The organism is Kitasatospora sp. MMS16-BH015 (assembly GCF_002943525.1).
In the GTDB taxonomy this organism is placed as follows: Bacteria; Actinomycetota; Actinomycetes; order Streptomycetales; family Streptomycetaceae; genus Kitasatospora.
The window spans coordinates 8,092,156-8,111,729 of the sequence record NZ_CP025394.1 but is presented as its reverse complement, the minus strand read 5'-3'; the positions used below and the strand labels follow the sequence as shown (position 1 = coordinate 8,111,729).

Genomic DNA, 19,574 nt, shown 5'->3' with positions numbered 1-19,574 from the left:
TCGACCGTTCGTCAGTTGCCGCAGGCGCCGATGTGGGTGTCCTTGGTCGGCATGGTGATCGTCACGTACTCCACCGAGTCGCTGAACAGGTAGTGGTGGGTGACCTTGTACGTGACGGTCTGGTAGGTCACGTACACCGCGTACTCCTGACCGGCCTGCAGGGTGACCTCGAGGTTGTCGGTGACGGTGACCGTCTGGTTCACCTTGATCCCGAGGGTGCCGCTGATGATCGAGGCGGCGTCGACGGAGATGCCGGCGTTGGCCTCGTAGCTCACCTGGTACGAGGTGCCCCCGAACTTCTTGGCGACGGCGCCGGGGACGTCGTTGCCGAAGCAGGGCCCGTGCTTGTCGAACCGCGGGCTCCAGGTGACCGCCTCGACCTCGAAGCTGCCGGCGTGCGGGACGGTGTTCTTGCCGCCGGAGACGTACGGCGGGAACACCGGAGCCAGGGGATTGGCCGGGCGCTGCCCAGTGATGACAACGGTCGGGATCGGCACCTCCTCGGCCGGCGCCTCCTCGGTCAGCCCCCCGCCACCCTGGGAGTCGTCACCGGTGTCGTCGAACACCGGCTCCTCGTCGGGGCCGCAGATGGTCGAGTTGCAGTGGACGGTGGCCAGGGCGGCCTGTGGGGCGATCAGGGCAGGCGCCGACGTGAGCACGGTGGTGCCCAGGGCGAGGGCTGCCAGGGTGGACCTGAGCTTCATGGCTTCTCCAAGGCTGAGGTGTGGAGGCGCGCTACAGGACGTGCCGCCGGGGCCGTGCTCACCCAGGAGCGGCGACCGCCGCAGCGGCACGGGCCAACCCTGGCACGAGCCCGCGATGTTAGCCAGAATGAATTCAAGCCAAGGTGATCACAGCTTAAATGAATATCGCGCCAACCCGGCCGGGCGCAGCGCAGCGGCCGGTGGTGCGGTCGTCGGCTTCGGCGGGTGCGGCGGCGCCTGGCGTGGGCGGCAGTGGACGGGCCACGAGGTCAGGGCCGGAAGCGGTAGCCGATTCCGGGTTCGGTGATCAGGTGGCGGGGGTGAGCGGGATTGCGCTCGAGCTTCCGGCGCAGGCCGGCCAGGTAGACCCGGAGGTAGTTGGTCCGCTCCTCCGCCTCCGGGCCCCAGATCTCGCGGAGCAGCTCCTTGCCCGTGACCAGCCGGCCCGGGGAGGCGAGCAGCATCTTGAGGATCTGCCACTCCGTCGGGGTGAGCCGGACCGTCCCGGCCGGGCCGGTCACCGTGTTCGCGGCGGTGTCGACCAGGTGGTCGCCGACCAGGGCCCTGGGTGGGGGGTCGAGGACGGGAGCGCGCCGCAGCACCGCCCGCAGCCGGGCGAAGAGCTCGTCCACCACGAAGGGCTTGGTCACGTAGTCGTCCGCTCCGGCGTCCAACGCGCGGATCTTGTCGTCCACTTCGGCCCGGCCCGACAGCACGATGATCGGCGCCGCCAAGGAGGTGCGCATGCCCCGGATGATGTCGACGCCGTCGAAGTCGGGCAGGCCGAGGTCGAGGACCACGGCGTCCGGGCTCTCCCGGCTGACGGCGTCGAGGGCCTGCTGCCCGGTGGCGGCGGTCAGCACCGAGTAGTGCCGGGCATGCAGGTTGATCTTCAGTGTCCGCAGCAGCGCCGGTTCGTCGTCCACCACGAGGATCTGACTCACTGCGCCTGGCCCCCGTCCGTGACGGCCGGCTGCTCGGCCGCCGGGAGGGTGAGCAGCATGGTGGTGCCGCCGCCCGGGGTGTCCTCGACCTCCAGCGAGCCGCCCATGGCCTCGGCCAGGCCGCGGGAGAGGGCGAGGCCGAGGCCGACGCCGGTGGTGTTGTCGTTGTCCCCGAGCCGTTGGAACGGCAGGAACACCCGGTCGCGGTCCTCGAACGGGATGCCGGGGCCACGGTCGACGACGCGGATCTCGACCCGGTCCTCGTGCTTGCTGGCGGCCACCAGCACGGGTGCGCCGGGGGCGTTGTGGCGCAGTGCGTTGGTGATGACGTTCGCCAACACCCTTTCCAGCAAGGGCACATCGGCCAGCACCGGCGGCACGGTGTCGAGGTCCAGCGGCTGGACGGGGGCATCGGGGCGTGCGAGCGAGTCCATCGCCCGCCGCAGTACCTCGTCCACCGAGGTGGCCTCCAGGTGGAGGGTGAGGGCGCCGGCCTGCAGCCGGCTCATGTCGAGCAGGTTGTCGACGAGCCGGGTGAGCTTGACCAGCGATTCGTCGGCCAGGTCGAGGAGTTCGGCCTGGTCCTCGGGGGCGAAGTCGACGTCGGGGCTGCGCAGCGAGCCGACGGCGGCCAGCGCGGCGGCCAGCGGGGTGCGCAGGTCGTGGCTGACGGCGGCCAGCAGGGCGGTGCGCATCCGGTCGGCGGCCTTGATCGGCTCGATCTCGGCGGCGACGGTGGCCAGTCGGTCCCGTTCCAGGGCGGCGGCGATGTGCGCGGCGAAGGCGGTGAGCACGCGCTGGTCGGCGGCGGGCAGACGGCGCCCGGACAGGACCAGCAACGCGCCCTGGCCGACCGGGACTTCGGAGACGGTGCGATCCGCAGCGGGCTCACCCTCGGCATCGCTGCGGCCGATCGCGTCGCCGCTCACCCGGTCGAGCAGGGCGACCGAGTCCAGCGCGAAGGCGGTGCGGGTCTTCTCAAGGAGGGCGGGCAGCGCCTCGGCGCCTCGGAGCACGCTGCCGGCCAGGGTGGAGAGGGTCTCGGCCTCGGCGGTGGCGCGGGCGGCGCGCTGGGTGAGACGGGTGGCCCGGTCGACCACGGTGGAGACGGTGAGCGCGACGGCCGCGAAGACCAGCAGGGCGATCACGTTGTTGGTCTCGCCGATGGTGAAGGTGTGGATCGGCGGGATGAAGTAGTAGTTCAGCAGCAGCGAGGCGGTGAGCGAGGCGAGCAGCGCCGAGGTCGCACCACCCAGCAACGCGACGGCCACCACGCCGAGTTGGAAGATCAGCGCGACGGTGGTCAGGTTCAGGCTCGACCGCAGCTGGGAGAAGACCATCGTCAGCAGGACGGGCAGCAGCAGGCCCGCCGCAAAGCCGGCCACCGTCCGGCGCGGCGAGTGACGCCGTCCGAGGGCGGGCAGCCGGCCCCGGCCGGTGAACTCGTGGGTGACCATGTGGACGTCGATGTCCTCCGACGCGTCCACGATGGTCTGCCCGTTGCCGGGGCCGGTGAGGAAGCGGTTGAGCCGGCCGCGGCGGCTGGTCCCGAGCACCAGCTGGGTGGCGTCGTGGGCCCGGGCGAAGGCGAGCAGCGAGGTGGGGATGTCGTCGCCGACCACCACGTGGTAGCTGCCGCCGAGGGTCTCGACCAGTTGCCGCTGCTCGGCCAGCGCGCCCGGGGAGGCGCCGGCCAGGCCGTCGCTGCGCGCGACATGCACGGCCAGCAGTTCGCCGCCCGCCGTGCGGTCGGCGATCCGGGCGGCCCGGCGGACGATGGTCTCGCCCTCGGGCCCGCCGGTCAGGGCGACCACCACCCGTTCGCGGGTCTCCCATACCCGGTCGATGTCGTGCGCGGCCCGGTAGTCGCGCAGGCCCTCGTCCACCCGCCCGGCGACCCAGAGCAGGGCGAGCTCGCGCAGGGCGGTCAGGTTGCCGACCCTGAAGTAGTTGGAGAGCGCGGCGTCCACCTTCTCGGCCTTGTAGACGTTCCCGTGGGCCATCCGGCGGCGCAGTGCCTGCGGGGCCATGTCGACCAGTTCGAGCTGGTCGGCCCGGCGCACCACCTCGTCCGGCACGGTCTCCCGCTGCGGGATACCGGTGATCTTTTGCACCACGTCGTTCAGCGACTCCAGGTGCTGGACGTTGACGGTCGTGATCACGTCGATCCCGGCCGCCAGCAACTCCTCCACGTCCTGCCACCGCTTGGCATGCCGCCCACCGGGGATGTTGGTGTGCGCCAACTCGTCCACCAGGACGGCCGAAGGACGCCGCGCGAGGATCGCGTCCAGGTCCATCTCGGGGAAGTCCGTGCCCCGGTAGCTGCGGGTCAGCCTCGGGAGGAGCTCCAGGCCCTGCAGCATGTTCTCGGTGTGCCGGCGCCCGTGGCACTCGATGTAGCCGACCACCACGTCCGCACCGCGATCCCGTCTGCGGTGGGCCTCGTCGAGCATCCGATAGGTCTTGCCGACACCGGGGGCCGATCCGAGGTAGACCCTCAGCTGCCCACGGCGCCTGGCGGTGGCAGAGGCGAGGTCACGGGACATACAGGCTGCTCTCCGAGTAGTGGTGGATCCGGGGCACGCGGGCTGCCCGGGTGCGCGATCCGCACCCGGGCAGCCCGTCTACTGATGTGGCGTCATCTCTGCTCGCTCAGCGCCTTGTTGAGCAGCACCACGTTGACGCCGGCCTGGCCGAGGAAACCGACCGAACGGCCCTCGGTGTACTTCTCGACCAGCTTGGCCACCGCGTCGGCGGACAGGTGGCGGACCTTGGCCACCCGGGCCACCTGCTCCTGCGCATAGGCGAGGGAGATGTGCGGGTCAAGCCCGGAACCGGAGGCCGTCAGCGCGTCCGGCGGCACGCTCGCCGGATCGACCCCGTCGAAGGCGGCGACCGCGGCACGGCGGTCGTTCACGGCCTTCAGCAGATCGTCACTGTTGGGGCCGAGGTTGGAGGCCGCCGAGCCGTGCGGGTCGTTGTTCGCGGCCGAGGGCCGGGGCTGGAACCACTGCGGGTCCGGCTGCGCCTCCTCCTTCGGGTCGTCGGGGTTCTTCTTCGGCAGGTCGTAGCTCTGGCCCAGCAGGCTGGAGCCGACCTCCTTGCCCTCGGACTGCACGATCGAGCCGTTGGCCTTGTCGGCGAAGGCGACCTGGCTGACGCCGGTGACCAGCAGCGGGTAGGCGATCCCCAGGATCACCGTCATCACCAGCAGCATCCGCAAGGCGGTGGAGTACGTCCGCACGACGGCGGGCAGGGGCTTGGACATGTCGTGACTCCTTTCAGCTCAGGCCGGGGATGAACTGGATGACCAGGTCGATCGCCTTGATCCCGACGAACGGGACCACGAGTCCACCGAGGCCGTAGACCAGGATGTTCCGGGTCAGCAGCGAACTCGCGTCGGAGGGCCGGTACTTGACGCCGCGCAGGGCCAGCGGGATCAGGCCGATGATGACCAGGGCGTTGAAGATGATCGCCGAGGTGATCGCGGACTGCGGGCTGTGCAGGCCCATGATGTTGAGGTGGCGCAGGCCCGGGTAGACGGTGGCGAACATCGCGGGGATGATCGCGAAGTACTTGGCCACGTCGTTGGCGATCGAGAAGGTGGTCAACGCCCCACGGGTGATCAGGAGTTGCTTGCCGATCTCGACGATCTCGATCAGCTTGGTGGGATTGGAGTCCAGGTCGACCATGTTGCCGGCCTCCTTGGCCGCCATGGTGCCCGTGTTCATCGCCACGCCCACGTCGGCCTGAGCGAGCGCGGGGGCGTCGTTGGTGCCGTCGCCGGTCATCGCGACCAGCTTGCCGCCCTCCTGCTCCTTCTTGATCAGGGCCATCTTGTCCTCGGGAGTGGCCTCGGCGAGGAAGTCGTCCACGCCCGCCTCCTCCGCGATCGCCTTGGCGGTCAGCGGGTTGTCACCCGTGATCATGACGGTCTTGATGCCCATCCGGCGCAACTCGTCGAACCGCTCCCGCATGCCCTCCTTGACCACGTCCTTGAGGTAGATCACGCCCAGGACGCGGGCCGGAGCTTCCGCGATCTTCGTGGCGACCACCAGCGGGGTGCCACCGGCCGCCGAGATGCCGTCGACCAGCGTCGCGACGTCCGATCCGACACTGCCGCCGTTCTCGGTCACCCACTTGGAGACGGAACCGGCAGCGCCCTTGCGGACCTGGTGCAGACCGTCGGCCTCCGCGAGGTCGACCCCCGACATCCGGGTCTGGGCCGTGAACGGGACCCAGGTGGCGTGCGCCAACTCGCCATGGGCACGGGCCCGCAGACCGTACTCGATCTTGGCGAGCACCACGATCGAGCGGCCCTCGGGCGTCTCGTCGGCCAGCGAGGAGAGCTGGGCGGCGTCCGCGAGGTCGCCGATGCTCACGCCCTCAGCGGGCTGGAACTCGGCGGCCTGGCGGTTGCCCAGGGTGATGGTGCCGGTCTTGTCCAACAGCAGCGTGTTCACATCACCCGCCGCCTCCACCGCGCGCCCCGACATCGCCAGCACGTTGCGCTGCACCAGCCGGTCCATGCCCGCGATGCCGATCGCCGAGAGCAGCGCCCCGATGGTGGTGGGGATCAGCGCGACGATCAGCGCCACCAGCACGATCATCGTCTGCGGCGCACCGGCGAAGGTCGCCATCGGCTGCAGCGTCACCACCGCGACCAGGAAGACGATGGTCAGCGAGGCCAGCAGGATGTTGAGCGCGATCTCGTTCGGCGTCTTCTGCCGGGCCGCGCCCTCGACCAGCGCGATCATCCGGTCGATGAAGGACTTGCCGGGCTCGGTCGCGATCCTCACCACGATCCGGTCCGACAGCACCTTCGTGCCGCCGGTGACGGCCGACCGGTCGCCACCCGACTCACGGATCACCGGCGCGGACTCACCCGTGATCGCCGACTCGTCCACCGAGGCGACACCCTCGACCACGTCACCGTCGCCGGGGATGGTCTGCCCGGCCTCGACCACCACGTGGTCACCGAGGCGCAGCGCGGTGCCGGGCACCTCCTCCTCGGCCTCGCTGCTCGGCCAGTTGACGAGTCGGCGGGCGACGCTCTCGGTCTTGGCCTTGCGCAGAGTGTCGGCCTGGGCCTTGCCGCGGCCCTCGGCCACCGCCTCGGCCAGGTTGGCGAAGACCGTGGTGAGCCAGAGCCAGACGGTGATCGACCAGGCGAACACGGACGGGCTGGCGATCGCGGCGATCGTGGTGACCACCGAACCGACCTCGACCACGAACATCACCGGGTTCTTGAGCATCACCCGGGGGTCGAGCTTCTTCACCGCGTCCGGCAGCGAGGCCAGGATCAACTTCGGGTCGAGCAGGCCGCCCTGCACTCTGTGCGGGGTGTGCGACTGCTCGGCCGGCGTAGGAATCAGAGTCGTGGACATCAGTGGAGACCTTCTGCGATCGGGCCGAGGGCCAGGGCCGGGAAGTAGGTGAGGCCGACGACGATCAGCACGACACCGGAGAGCAGCCCGACGAACAGCGGCTTGTGGGTGGGCAGCGTGCCCGCACTCGCCGGCACCGGCTGCTGCTGCGCGAGCGAGCCCGCCAGCGCCAGCACGAACACCATCGGCAGGAACCGCCCGAACACCATCGCCAGGCCCAGCGCGGTGTCGTACCAGGACGTGTTGACGGTGATACCGCCGAACGCCGACCCGTTGTTGTTCGAGGCCGAGGTGAAGGCGTAGAGCACCTCGGAGAAGCCGTGCGCACCCGAGTTGAGCATCCCCGCCCGCTCGCCCGGCAGGGCGATCGCGACACCGGTGCCGATCAGGACGATCGCCGGCGTGGTGAGGATGTAGAGCGAGGCGAACTTCATCTCCCGGCCGCCGAGCTTCTTGCCCAGGTACTCCGGGGTGCGCCCGACCATCAGACCGGCCACGAAGACCGCGACGATCGCCAGGATCAGCATCCCGTACAGGCCCGAGCCGGTGCCGCCGGGGGCGATCTCGCCGAGCATCATGTTGAAGATCGTCAGACCGCCGCCGAAGGGCGTGAACGAGTCGTGGAAGGAGTTGACCGCACCCGTCGAGGTCAACGTGGTCGAAGCGGCGAACAAGCCCGAAGCCGCGATCCCGAACCGCTGCTCCTTGCCCTCCATCGAGGCGCCGGCCGCCTGCAGGGCCACACCGGAGTGCTGGTGCTCGAAGAAGGTGATCAGCGCGGCCGAGGCCACCCAGAACAGGCCCATCACGGCCACGATCGCGTAACCCTGGCGGTGGTCGCCGACCATCTTGCCGAAGGTGCGCGGCAGCGAGAAGGAGATCACCAGCAGCAGGAAGATCTCCAGCCAGTTGGTGAAGCCCGTCGGGTTCTCGAACGGGTGGGCCGAGTTGGCGTTGAAGAAGCCGCCGCCGTTGGTGCCCAACTGCTTGATGACCTCCTGCGAGGCCACCGGGCCACCGGGGATCGACTGGGTGGAGCCGGTGACGGTGGTCAGGTCGTGGAAGCCGTGGAAGTTCTGCACCACCCCGTTGGCGACCAGCACCAGCGCGAAGACGACGGAGAGCGGCAGCAGCAGGCGCAGGCTGATCCTGGTCAGGTCGACCCAGAAGTTGCCGACCCGGTCCGTGCGGTTGCGAGTGAAGCCCCGGATCAGGGCGGCCACGATCGCGATGCCGACGGCCGCGGAGACGAAGTTCTGCACCGCAAGACCGGCCATCTGCACCAGGTGGCCCATGGCCTGCTCACCCGAGTAGGACTGCCAGTTGGTGTTGGTGACGAAGGAGATCGCGGTGTTCCAGGCCTGGTGCGGCTCCATCTCCGGCACGCCGAGGCTGAGCAGCAGGTGCGTCTGGAGGCGGATCAGGCCGTAGAGGAAGAGGACCGACAGCGCGGAGAAGGCCAGCACCGAGCGGAGGTAGACCGACCAGCGCTGGTCGGCGTCACCGTCGACCCCGACCAGCTTGTAGAGGCCGCGCTCGACTCTGAGGTGCTTGGCGGTGGTCAGGAGCTTGGCGATGTAGTCGCCAAGCGGGCGGTAGCAGAGGGCCAACGCACCGACCAGGGCGAGGGCTTGCAGCCACCCGGCGAGTGTTGCACTCATGATCAGAACTTCTCCGGGTAGATCAGCGCCACGACGAGGTAGCCGATGAGCGCGACGGCGACGATGAGACCTGCGATGTTCTCGGCGCTCACAGCTTCTCCACCCCCCGTGCGATGAGGGCGATGACGGCGAACACGGCGACCGTGCTGCCGACGAAGACGAGATCGAGCATGGGTGCTCCACCAACTGGGTCAAAGGCTGTCGCCGCCGGGCTCCCCCCGGGCCTCCTGACGGCACCGGTGGACGACCGGCGAGAAGCAGAAAACCAGCTGGTCACCGCCGTTTGCGGTTCCCTGACGCCCTCCATACGGGCGATTCGGCAACATTGACGCGGCCTTGACGACCGCGTCATTCACCCGAGACCTGGGCTTGGCCGGAACGTGCCGATGGCCCGCGGGAACGATGGCGCTGTTCCCGCGGGCCGGCTGGTACCCCGTCAGATCCGCTCGGGCTCGGCTACGTCCCGCACCGGGGTCGGCTCGCCCCGTCGGGCGGCGCCGGGCGCCCGACGGGCCGGGCGGTCGGCACGCGTGGCCGAGGCGAGCTGCCAGGGCACGCTGATCACCATGACGCCCGGAGTGAAAAGCAGCCGGGATTTCAGCCAGAGCGCGGACTGGTTGTGCAGCAGGTGCTCCCACCAGTGGCCGACCACGTACTCGGGGATGAACACCGCCACCGCCTCGCGCGGCGAGCTGCGCCGGTACTCGCGCACGTACTGCACCACCGGCTTGGTGATCTCACGGAACGGCGAGTCGAGCACCTTCAACGGCACCTCGATGCCGTAGGCCTCCCACTGCGCGCTCAGCTCGGCGGTGGCCTCCTTCTCCACCGCCACGGTGACGGCCTCCAGGGTGTCCGGCCGGAACGCCTGGGCGTAGCCGAGGGCCCGCAGGGTGGGCTTGTGCAGCTTGGAGACCAGCACCAGGCCGTGCACCTGGGAGGGCTTGGCCGACTCGGCCCGCGGATCCTCGACCGCCAACTGCTCGGCGACGGTGTCGTAGTGGCGGCGGATGCCGCGCATCATCGCCCACAGCACCACGGCGGCCAGCACGGCCAGCCAGGCGCCCTGGGTGAACTTGGTGATCAGGACGATCACCAGGACCAGCGCGGTGGTGACCGCGCCGAGGCCGTTGATCACCCGGGAGCGCTGGGCGGAGCGGCGGACGGCGGGGTCGGTCTCCGTGGCGAGGGCGCGGTTCCAGTGCTTCACCATGCCGATCTGCGACAGCGTGAAGGAGGTGAAGACGCCCAGGATGTAGAGGTGGATCAGGCTGGTGACGTCGGCCTTGTAGAACCAGAGCAGGCCGCCGGCCACCACGGCCAGCGCGATGATGCCGTTGGAGAACGCGAGCCGGTCGCCGCGGGTGTGCATCTGCCGGGGCAGGTACCGGTGCTGCGCGAGGATCGAGGCCAGCAGCGGGAAGCCGTTGAACGCGGTGTTGGCGGCCAGGATCAGGACCAGGGCGGTGACCGCCTGGATGAAGTAGAAGAGGATGCTGTTGTCGCCGCCGAGGAAGGTCGAGGCGAGCTGGGCGATCACCGTCTGCTGGGTGTACTTCGCGCAGTCGCCGGCCACTCCGGTCAGCTGGCAGGCGTCCTCGACGTAGTGCACGTTCGAGGTCATCGCCAGCACGGTGACGCCGATGAACATCACGACCGCCAGGATGCCCATCGCACTCATGGTGCTCGCGGCGTTCTTCGACTTCGGCGCCCGGAAGGCGGGCACGCCGTTGGAGATCGCCTCCACGCCGGTCAGCGCGGTGCAGCCGGAGGCGAAGGCCCGCAGGCCGAGCATCAGCAGCCCGAGACCGGCCAGGTTGTCCCCGCCCTCGGCCGGGTGGATCCCGAACGCCGCCGTGGGCGCCTGCGGGTCGTCCCCGAACACCACCCGGATCAGGCCGGTGACCACCATCAGCAGGATGCCGCCGATGAAGAGGTAGGTCGGCGCGGCGAAGGCGCGGCCGGATTCGCGGACACCGCGCAGGTTCATCGCCGTCAGCAGCACCACGAAGCCCACCGCGAGCAGGACCCGGTAGTCGGCCAACCCGTTGAACGCGGAGATGATGTTGTCGACGCCCGAGGCGACCGACACCGCGACCGTCATCACGTAGTCGACCAGCAGCGAGGCCGCCACCACCAGGCCGGAGTTGGTGCCGAGGTTCTTCGACACCACCTCGTAGGAGCCGCCGCCGCTCGGGTAGGCGTGCACCACCTGGCGGTAGGACATCACCACGACCGCCATCAGGGCCACCACCGCCGCCCCGATCCAGGGCGTGAGGTAGAGGAAGGCGGTGCCGCCCACCGTGAGGACGAGCAGGATCTCGCCGGTGGCGTAGGCCACCGAGGAGAGCGGGTCTGAAGCGAAGATCGGCAGGGCCAGCCGCTTGGGCAGCAGGGTCTCGCCCAGCTCCTCGCTGCGCATGGCCTTACCGATCACGAGGCGCTTGAGCGCCTGGGGCACGTTGAACACGCAAGCGAGCGTAGGACGCCCGCGCGTTAAGACAAATCTGCCCGCGAGCCCGTCGCGACCCCGCGCACCTCTGGCCGTTCATGCAGGTCAGAGCTGCTTTCGGTGATCGTCGACGGGTCGCTCGGGGCGTCAGAGCGGCTCGTTAAGGAATCGCTAATATCAGCGGCGGAAGCCGACCATCAGGGACAAATCAGACAGCTGTCGATCTCCGGAGCGGGTCCTCAGGCCTGGGTGGCGAGCAGCTCGGCGAGCCGGCCCAGCCGGCGCTGCGAGCGGTCCTCGTGGACAGCGAGCGCGGTCGGGGCGATGTCCCCGCCGTCGTAGTACTCGCCGTTGGTGAGCCGCGTCTGCGGCAGGCAGAGCCGGACCACCGCCTGCGCGCCCTCGGCTGGCGGCGCGCCGACCCGGCCGTACAGCGGCAGCAGCGCGGTGTCGCACAGCCCGGGGTTGACGCTCACGGCCGTGATCCCGGACCCCTCGGGGGCCATCGCCTGGGTGTCGATGCTGAGGGCGAGCTGCGACTGGGCGTAGGCCGCGACCCGGGAGTACTTCTTGGCCCGGTTGGGGTCGTTCCAGTTCATCGAGGCCGTCCGGGCCAGCGAGGAGGACACGTTGACGATCCGCGCCCCGCCGGCGGCCGTGAGCGGCTCGCGCAGCAGGTCGGCCAGGACGTGCGCGGCGAGGAAGTTGACCTGGAAGGACACCTCGATGCCGTCCTCGGTCAGGGTGCACCGCTCCGGTGCCATGATCGCGGCGTTGTTGACCAGCAGGTGCAGCTCGGAGGTGGTCCGGGCGACGGTCTCGGCCAGCTCGCGCACGGCGGCCAGGCGGGTGAAGTCCGCCGCGACCGGCAGCAGCAGGTGCCGGGCGACGCCTCGGGCGGCGAGGCGCTCGACCGCGCCCTCGGCCTCCTCGGCGGTACGGGCGTGGACGAGCACGGTGGCACCGTGGCCGGCGAGCAGCCGGGCGGTCTCCCAGCCGATCCCGGAGGAGGCTCCGGTGACGAGGGCGAAGGGGGCACTCCCGGCCGAAGGCTGGGGGAGGGCGGACAGGGCAACGGACACGGTTCGATCCCATGGGAGGAGGGCACCCCGGGGTGCCGGGCCCGCGCGAGCGCGCGGCCGGGTGCCGGAGGTGCGGGAGGTGACAGCGGAAGGCCCCTGCCCGGGAGCACTCGGGCTGCCCGACAGGGGAACGACCGGCGGGTGGGCTGCTGTCCTGCCCGCCCGCGAGGGGCGCGATCGGCCAAGGGGACGCGGGGAGGCGATCCCTAGCGGACGGCGCGAACGGCGACCGCGGCGCAGCCGAGCGCCCGCGGATGCGGCGGGCGGTCGTGGTGGCGTGCCGGTCGGTTCATGACGACCATTCAAGTACCTGCCTGGCGCCGGGGCAAGGCACCGTCACCCGCTCTGATGAATCCTTGACGGGCAGCTCAACGGCCCTGTCCGGCAAGCCTGATGACCTCGACCCTGATCCGGCGGCGCGGCAGCGCGGCGGGCAGCGAGGCCAGCAGCGCGGCCCCGGCGAAGACCAGCAGCCGCAGCTCGTCCGGGCGCCCGGCCCAGCCCAGCTCCGCGTACCGGTGCACGGCGAACCCGTCGAAGAACAGCCACGCGCCGAGCGCCACCAACGGCGCGGCGAGCGGCCGCGAGACCACCCCGAGCAGCGCGCACAGCACCGTGTACGCCCCGAGCGCGAACCACCCCGGGTTCAACTCCCCCACCCACCGCAGCACCGGCGCGAGCACCCCCGCACCCACCAGGGCCACGGCCAGCGACATGCCGACCCCCAGCCGGCGCACCGCCGGACGGAACCTCCGGCCACCGGGCCGCACGTGGTACATCCTCACCGCCCCAGCCAAGCCGTGCCCGGGGGCCGCCGAACCACCTCTTGACGCCTCCCTGACGTGGGGCGCCGGGATCCATACGAGTCCTTGACGCCTCAGAACAGGAACTGCACCACCAGCAGATCGATCAGCTTGATGCCGAGGAAGGGCAGCACCAGTCCGCCGAGCCCGAAGATCCGCAGGTTGCGGGCGAGCAACTGGGAGGCGGAGGCGGGCCGGTAGCGGACGCCGCGCAAGGCGATCGGGATCAGGGCGACGATGATCAGGGCGTTGAAGATGATCGCCGAGGTGATGGCCGAGGTGGGGCTGTGCAGCTCCATGATGTTGAGGTGGTGCAGCCCCGGGTAGGCGCCGGCGAACATCGCGGGGATGATCGCGAAGTACTTGGCCACGTCGTTGGCGATCGAGAAGGTGGTCAACGCCCCTCGGGTGATGAGCAGTTGCTTGCCCACTCGGACGATCTCGATCAGCTTGGTCGGGTTGGAGTCCAGGTCGACCATGTTGCCGGCCTCCTTCGCGGCGGAGGTGCCGGTGTTCATCGCCACCCCGACATCGGCCTGGGCCAGCGCGGGGGCGTCGTTGGTGCCGTCACCGGTCATCGCGACCAGCTTGCCGCCCTCCTGCTCGCGCTTGATCAGGGCGAGCTTGTCCTCGGGCGTGGCCTCCGCGAGGAAGTCGTCCACGCCGGCCTCCGCCGCGATCGCCCGGGCGGTCAGCGGGTTGTCGCCCGTCACCATCACGGTGCGGATGCCCATCCGCCGCAGCTCGGCGAAGCGCTCCCGGATGCCCTCCTTGACCACGTCCTTGAGCTGGACCACGCCCAGCACCCGGGCGCCGTGCCGGTCGTGCACGGCGACCAGCAACGGCGTGCCACCGCCCGCGGAGATCACATCCACGGTCTCCAGCACCTCGCCCGGCACCCGCCCACCCCGCTCGTACACCCAGGCGGAGACCGCCGCCGCCGCGCCCTTGCGGACGCCGATCACCATCCCGTCCGGCCAGACCAGATCGACCCCGCTCATCCGGCTCTGCGCGCTGAACGGCACGAACTCCAGCTGCCCCAGCTCGCCCGGCGCCCGCTCACGCAGCCGGTACCGCCCGGCCAGCTCGACGATGGAGCGGCCCTCCGGGGTCTCGTCCGCCAGCGAGGAGAGCTGTGCGGCTTCGGCCAGCCGGTCGTCCGGCACGCCGGGGGCGGCCAGGAGCCGGACGGCCTGGCGGTTGCCCAGCGTGATGGTGCCGGTCTTGTCCAGCAGCAGCACGTCCACGTCCCCGGCCGCCTCCACCGCGCGCCCGGACATCGCCAGGACGTTGCGCTGCACCAGCCGGTCCATGCCCGCGATGCCGATCGCCGAGAGCAGCGCGCCGATCGTGGTCGGGATCAGCGCCACCAGCAGGGCCACCAGCACGGCCGTGGTCTGCTCGGCGCCGGCGTAGATGGCGATCGGCTGCAGGGTGACCACGCTCAGGATGAACACGACGGTCAGCGAGGCGAGCAGCAGGTTGAGCGCGATCTCGTTCGGGGTCTTCTTCCGCTCCGCGCCCTCCACCAGGGCGATCATCCGGTCGATGAAGGTCAGGCCCGGCTTTGCGGTGATCCGCACCACGATCCGGTCGGAGAGCACCCGGGTGCCGCCGGTCACCGAGCAGCGGTCGCCGCCGGCCTCACGGATCACCGGCGCGGACTCGCCCGTGATCGCCGACTCGTCGACGCTGGCCACGCCCTCGACCACGTCACCGTCCCCGGGGATCACCTCTCCCGCGGCCACCACCACGAAGTCGTGCAGGCACAGCTGCTCCGCCGCCACCACCTCCTCCTCCAACCGCGGCTCGCCCACCCGCCAGTGCCGCAGCCGCCGGGCCGTCGTGCCCTGCCGGGCCCTGCGCAGCGAGGCCGCCTGGGCCTTGCCACGCCCCTCGGCCACCGCCTCGGCCAGGTTGGCGAAGACCACCGTCAGCCAGAGCCAGACGCTGATCAGCCAGGCGAACACGGTCGGCTCCAGCACCGCCGACAGCGTGGTGAGCGCCGACCCGACCTCCACCACGAACATCACCGGGTTGCGCACCATCACCCGGGGGTGCAGCTTGCGCAGCGCCTCCGGGAGCACGGCGATCAGCTGCTTCGGATCGAACAGGGCACCGCCCGCGACCCGGTGCCGACTGCCCGGCGGCGCTGTCGGGGCAGGGGTGACAGCGTCCTTCTCAAGAACCTGGGGAGGCATGCGGCAGACCTTCTGGGCGGCGGTGAACGGGCACGGGCTCCCCAGCCAAGTGGGCGACTGCGGGCGTCACTCCCCCACTGACGGAACCCTGACGCTCAGCCAGCACCGATTGACGGAGCGTTGACGTGGGCCCCCGGCCCCAGGGGCCGCCGACGTCAGGGAATCGTCAACGCGGCCGGGTGCGGGCCCCCTTTCCGCCCAGGGCTTGCTACACCGGAGAGCAGGAGGTGCGCCATGCGTCGATACCCCGCCCGGTGGGGCCCGCTCTCCCTTCCTGCCGGTTCGAGTACGGCTCCCTGCTCGGCCGGCCACCGAGCCTGCAGCCCGACGGCACCGTCCGCACGGGCAACCGGAGCTGGGACGCCGACCGTCTCGGCCTGCCACCGGAAGGGGTCGAGCTCCGGCTGTTCGGCAACGGCACGTACGTGGGCCGGTTCATGATGGAGCCCACCCCGGGCACCGTCCCCTCCCGGCAGGCCCGCCTGGTCGCGGTGACCCTCGCCGACCACGCGGGGGCCGCCCTCGACAGCCTCTCCCGACCGGTCCGAGCCGCCTGACCATAGGCGACGCCGCCGGTGCTTGATAGGATCAACGACCATGGTGCGCCGGGAAGTCTGGTCGGCCGGGGGACGGACTGCGGCAGCCGCCGCGGCGCCCTCGTGAGCTGATCCGAGGTTTGACCGATGCGAGCGGTCGGGGCGGTCCTTCTCCTGGTGGTCCTGGCCACGACAGTCGCCACCGGCGCCCGCCGTTGGCGGATCCCCGCACCCTCCCTCCTCGTCCTGGCCGGGCTCGCGGTGGCGCTGATACCCGGGGCCCCCGCCCTGCGCATCGCCCCGGAGACCATCGGCCTGGTCGTGCTGCCCCCGCTGCTCTACGCCTCCGCCGAGGAGCTGTCGCTGCGCGACCTGCGCTCGGTCTGGCGCCCCGTCACCGTCCTCGCCTTCGGCCTGGTGCTCGCCTCGGCCGCCGCCGTCGGCGCCCTCGCCACCGCCCTCACCCCGCTGCCCGGCCCGATGGCCTTCGTGCTCGGCGCGGTCCTCGCCAGCACCGACCCGGTCGCGGTCACCGCACTCGGCCGCCGGCTGGCCCTCCCCGGCCGGGTCCAGGTCCTCGTCCAGGCCGAGAGCCTCTTCAACGACGCCACCTCCCTCGTGCTCTTCCGGGTCGCCGTCACCGTCGCCGTCGCCTCCGGAGCGGTCGGCTGGCAGGCGGCGGGCGGGCAGTTCGCCCTCCTCGCGGGCGGCGGCAGCGCGATCGGCGCGGCGGTCGCGGGCGGGGTCACCCTGATCCGGCGCCGCACCACCGACCCGGTGCTCGAAACCGTCATCGCCCTGGTCACCCCGTACGGCGCCTACGTGCTCGCCGAATCGGCCCACACCTCGGGCGTGACCGCCGTGGTGATCGCCGGCGTGCTGCTCGGCCGCTCCGGCCACCGCCTCACCGACGCCCGCATCCGCCTCCAGCTCCACGCCGTGTACGCCGTCGTCGTCTTCCTCCTCGAAAGCGTCGTCTTCAGCATCGTCGGCCTCGAACTGCCCACCCTGGTCCGCGAACTGCCCAGCGGCGCCGGGCTCTGGCCGCTCCAGGCCCTCGCCCTGGCCGGCGCGCTGATCGCCCTGCGGGTGATCTGGATGCTCCCCCTCTCGGCGGCCGTCCGGCCGGGCCGGGGACGGCCGTCCTGGCGGATCGCCACCGTGGTCAGCTGGGCCGGGACGCGCGGCGTGATGCCGCTGGCCGCCGCCCTCTCCATCCCCCTCGCCGCCGAGAACGGCCGCCCGCTCCCCGGGCGCGCCCTGGTGCTCGTCCTCACCACCGCCGTGGTGGTCTTCACCCTGGTCGTCCAGGGCCTGAGCCTGGCCCGCGTGGTCAACCGCTCCGGGCTCGCCCTCGAACCCGAGCACACCGCCCGCGAGGAGGACCAGGCCCGCGAGGCCCTCACCCGGGCCGGCCTGACGCACCTCGACCAGCTCACCGACCTGGAGAGCATCCCCGACCACGTGGTCGACCGCGTCCGCCGCGGCCTCACGGCCCGGCTCGACCAGACCGAGGAGCCGACCACCGGCGCCCCCGCCCTGGCCGCCTACCGCGCCCTGCGCCACGAGGTCATCGCCGTCCAGACCACGGCCCTCCGCCGCCTCTACGACGACCACCTGATCAGCGACACCACCCGCCGCCGGCTCCAACGCGACCTCGACCTCGAAGAGACCGGCCTCGGCACCTCCTGACGGCGCGACACAGGGCTCGAGTCACCTGGTGACCGTCCACCGCCGGACCGCGTCACCTCAGGCGTACTCCCGCCGCCGAGGCCGCGCTCCCGCCGCCACCAGGACGAGCGCCGAGACCAGCGCACCGGGCACCACCAGCGTGGCCACCGCCAACGGCACGTTCACCAGGCGACGGAAGCGCACCGCGAGCAGCCGCTGCAGCGCGGCCGGCGCGAGCAGCCCGGCGGCCACCTGGGCGTCCATGTGGAGGCCGATCTTGACGCGGCGTTGGCACGGCCCGCGCCGAGCCGCAGCCGCCTCCCTCCGCCCCTCCCCGGGGCCGAGGGCCAGGGCGGTCAGCGGATCGGCGCCGGCGCGGTCGGCAGGTGCCAGGCGTTGCGGCGGTGGAGGGCGTCCAGCTCGCGCTGGAGGTCGGGCCTCGGCACCGCGAGGACGGGGCAGGAGGCGTGCTTGACGCAGTACCCGGTCACCGACGGTCGCAGCCCCCGCCGCAGCCAACTGCCGCTGCCGGCCCCGACCACCAGCACGTCCTCCGGCCGGTCGGCGGCCCCCACCAGCGCGGGCGCGGCCTCGCCGCGCACCACCTCGGCGGACAGCCGCACACCGGCGGGAGCCCCGCCGAAGGCTTCGGCCAGGGCCTCGCGCAGGCGCTCGACTGCGGCCTGCCGCCAGGCGGCCAGCAGCGGCGGGCAGGGCGCCAGGCGGTAGGCGTGCTCGCCGCCCTGCGGGACCCAGGCGAGCACCGCCAGCACCTCGGCGTCGGTCCGACGGGCCTCGTCGACGGCACGGTGCAGGGCCGCCAGACTTCCGAGCGATCCGCTGACCCCGACGACGATCCGCCCGGGCCGTCGCTCGTCGCCGTAACCCTCGTTCATGCCCGTCATGTCCGTTCCTCGCCGATTCGACCTGTCCCCTCAGCCAAGCCCACGGACGGCCGCCCCGAGGCGCTCCTTGACGCCTCCTTGACGGGCAGCAGGGCGATCCCAACGCAATCTTGATCACCACCGGCCCCGCCGACGGGGCAGGCCCACGGACAGCCCCGAGAGGCCACCGGTCGTCAAGGATCTGTCAGGGGTGACCTGCGCGAAGTCAACGGGACGTCAGGAGGCACCGGACCGCGCATGATCCGGCCTAGCGTCGGAGATGTCTCATTCCTCCGCCCTTCACGCCAAGGAGCACCGTCGCATGAGCCTCACCCGCGTCCTCCCCCGGATCCACGCGCCCCGGCCTCTACGGCGCGCAGTACTCCGTCCGGGCGGTGGGCCGCACCACTACCGGCGCCACCCGGGAGGTCGACGTGGTCGGCCGCCACTGCGAGGCCGGGGACGTCCTGGTCCGCGGCGCCCGCCTGCCCGCCGACCTGCGGCCCGGCGACCTGCTCGCCGTCCCGGCGGCCGGCGCCTACCAGCTCTCCATGGCCTCCGGCTACAACCTGGTCGGCCGCCCGGCGGTCGTCGCCGTCCGGGGCGGCCACGCCCGGCTGCTGATCCGCCGCGAGAGCGTCGAGGACTTCCGCGCCCGCGAAGTCTTCCGCTGACCGCCGACGGTCGCCCGGTTTTCGGCCGGGCCCGCGTGACCCCGGCGGTTGGCGATCGTTGGCGGGGCATGACCACCAGTGCCAGGCGTGTACTCGCCGCCTTTGCCCTTGCCGGAGCAGTTCTCGCCTCCTCCGCGACCGCTCACGCCGACACCTTCGCGAGTGGACCCACCGCACAGGCGCGGTCGGGCGGCTCGTCCGGCCCCGTGCGCTCTGCCGTTCCGGACCGGGCGTGGCAGACCCTGCGTCTGATCGACGCGGGCCAGTGGCCGCCGAGCGACGGCTCGGGCACCAAGGGGGGCACCGTCTGGCCGAATCGCGACGGAGCGTTGCCGCGCACCGATGGTGACGGCCACCCGATCCAGTACCGGCAGTGGGACGTCAACCGGAAGAAGCCCGGTCAGCCCCGGGATTCCGAGCGCATCGTCACCGGCGACAACGGCACGGCCTGGTACAGCCCCGACCTCTTCCACACCTTCCAGCGCATGCGCTGAGCGCAGGAGGAAGAGCTCGATGGCACCGTGAGCGGAGTGTCCGGTCCAGCCGTTCGAGGCCGACCGGCACGGCCGTGCCGC

The 19,574-nt window shown here is 71.5% G+C and carries 16 protein-coding genes and 1 pseudogene; 4 read left to right on the top strand and 13 right to left on the bottom strand.

What is annotated here, in order from left to right; genetic code table 11:
• Positions 1-11 precede the first annotated feature (11 nt).
• The 11 genes from CFP65_RS34920 to kdpB (CFP65_RS34870) all read right to left on the bottom strand — a co-directional run bounded on the left by CFP65_RS34920 (position 12) and on the right by kdpB (CFP65_RS34870) (position 15,234).
• Positions 12-704, bottom strand: a complete 693-nt coding sequence (locus CFP65_RS34920; RefSeq protein WP_104819931.1) for a DUF6426 family protein — start codon at positions 702-704, stop codon at positions 12-14.
• Between the two features lie 269 nt (positions 705-973).
• Complete coding sequence (locus CFP65_RS34915) at positions 974-1,648, bottom strand: response regulator (protein ID WP_104819930.1); 675 nt, start codon at positions 1,646-1,648, stop codon at positions 974-976.
• On the bottom strand, positions 1,645-4,194 hold the full coding sequence (locus CFP65_RS34910; RefSeq protein ID WP_104819929.1) for an ATP-binding protein: 2,550 nt from the start codon (positions 4,192-4,194) through the stop codon (positions 1,645-1,647). Before CFP65_RS34910 ends, CFP65_RS34915 begins: the two co-directional genes overlap by 4 nt.
• 92 nt (positions 4,195-4,286) lie before the next feature.
• Positions 4,287-4,916, bottom strand: a complete 630-nt coding sequence (gene kdpC, locus CFP65_RS34905; RefSeq protein ID WP_104819928.1) for a potassium-transporting ATPase subunit KdpC — start codon at positions 4,914-4,916, stop codon at positions 4,287-4,289.
• A 13-nt stretch (positions 4,917-4,929) separates the two neighbouring features.
• Positions 4,930-7,035: a potassium-transporting ATPase subunit KdpB gene (kdpB, locus tag CFP65_RS34900; protein WP_104819927.1), complete on the bottom strand. Its 2,106-nt coding sequence runs from the start codon at positions 7,033-7,035 to the stop codon at positions 4,930-4,932.
• Positions 7,035-8,696: a potassium-transporting ATPase subunit KdpA gene (gene kdpA, locus CFP65_RS34895; protein WP_104819926.1), complete on the bottom strand. Its 1,662-nt coding sequence runs from the start codon at positions 8,694-8,696 to the stop codon at positions 7,035-7,037. The genes kdpB (CFP65_RS34900) and kdpA overlap by 1 nt, the downstream gene beginning before the upstream one ends.
• Before the next feature lie 2 nt (positions 8,697-8,698).
• Positions 8,699-8,788, bottom strand: a complete 90-nt coding sequence (gene kdpF / locus CFP65_RS34890) for a K(+)-transporting ATPase subunit F (RefSeq protein ID WP_104819925.1) — start codon at positions 8,786-8,788, stop codon at positions 8,699-8,701.
• Between the two features lie 344 nt (positions 8,789-9,132).
• The gene (locus CFP65_RS34885) at positions 9,133-11,118 is read right to left on the bottom strand and encodes an APC family permease (RefSeq protein WP_104821347.1); all 1,986 of its coding nucleotides are present in this window, start codon (positions 11,116-11,118) and stop codon (positions 9,133-9,135) included.
• 269 nt (positions 11,119-11,387) lie between these two features.
• On the bottom strand, positions 11,388-12,230 hold the full coding sequence (locus tag CFP65_RS34880) for an SDR family NAD(P)-dependent oxidoreductase (protein WP_254552724.1): 843 nt from the start codon (positions 12,228-12,230) through the stop codon (positions 11,388-11,390).
• Positions 12,231-12,598: 368 nt separating this feature from the next.
• Positions 12,599-13,015 carry a hypothetical protein gene (locus tag CFP65_RS34875; RefSeq protein WP_158702510.1) on the bottom strand — a complete coding sequence of 139 codons (417 nt, stop codon included), beginning with the start codon at positions 13,013-13,015 and terminating at the stop codon, positions 12,599-12,601.
• 92 nt (positions 13,016-13,107) lie between these two features.
• Complete coding sequence (gene kdpB, locus CFP65_RS34870) at positions 13,108-15,234, bottom strand: potassium-transporting ATPase subunit KdpB (protein ID WP_104819923.1); 2,127 nt, start codon at positions 15,232-15,234, stop codon at positions 13,108-13,110.
• Positions 15,235-15,488: 254 nt separating this feature from the next.
• Here kdpB (CFP65_RS34870) and CFP65_RS34865 point away from each other — a divergent pair, with 254 nt between their 5' ends.
• Both CFP65_RS34865 and CFP65_RS34860 read left to right on the top strand, forming a co-directional pair.
• Complete coding sequence (locus CFP65_RS34865) at positions 15,489-15,791, top strand: hypothetical protein (RefSeq protein WP_104819922.1); 303 nt, start codon at positions 15,489-15,491, stop codon at positions 15,789-15,791.
• A gap of 126 nt (positions 15,792-15,917) precedes the next feature.
• On the top strand, positions 15,918-17,462 hold the full coding sequence (locus tag CFP65_RS34860) for a Na+/H+ antiporter (RefSeq protein ID WP_104819921.1): 1,545 nt from the start codon (positions 15,918-15,920) through the stop codon (positions 17,460-17,462).
• Positions 17,463-17,519: 57 nt separating this feature from the next.
• Here CFP65_RS34860 and CFP65_RS34855 read toward each other — a convergent pair whose 3' ends face one another.
• The gene (locus tag CFP65_RS34855; protein ID WP_104819920.1) at positions 17,520-17,705 is read right to left on the bottom strand and encodes a hypothetical protein; all 186 of its coding nucleotides are present in this window, start codon (positions 17,703-17,705) and stop codon (positions 17,520-17,522) included.
• A gap of 92 nt (positions 17,706-17,797) precedes the next feature.
• Positions 17,798-18,346: a universal stress protein gene (locus CFP65_RS34850; protein WP_254552723.1), complete on the bottom strand. Its 549-nt coding sequence runs from the start codon at positions 18,344-18,346 to the stop codon at positions 17,798-17,800.
• Positions 18,347-18,681: 335 nt separating this feature from the next.
• Here CFP65_RS34850 and CFP65_RS34845 point away from each other — a divergent pair.
• Positions 18,682-18,999 (top strand): annotated as a pseudogene (locus CFP65_RS34845) (diaminopimelate decarboxylase); the annotation flags it as partial.
• Between the two features lie 68 nt (positions 19,000-19,067).
• Positions 19,068-19,493 carry a ribonuclease domain-containing protein gene (locus CFP65_RS34840; protein ID WP_104819918.1) on the top strand — a complete coding sequence of 142 codons (426 nt, stop codon included), beginning with the start codon at positions 19,068-19,070 and terminating at the stop codon, positions 19,491-19,493.
• The last annotated feature ends 81 nt before the right edge of the window (positions 19,494-19,574 follow it).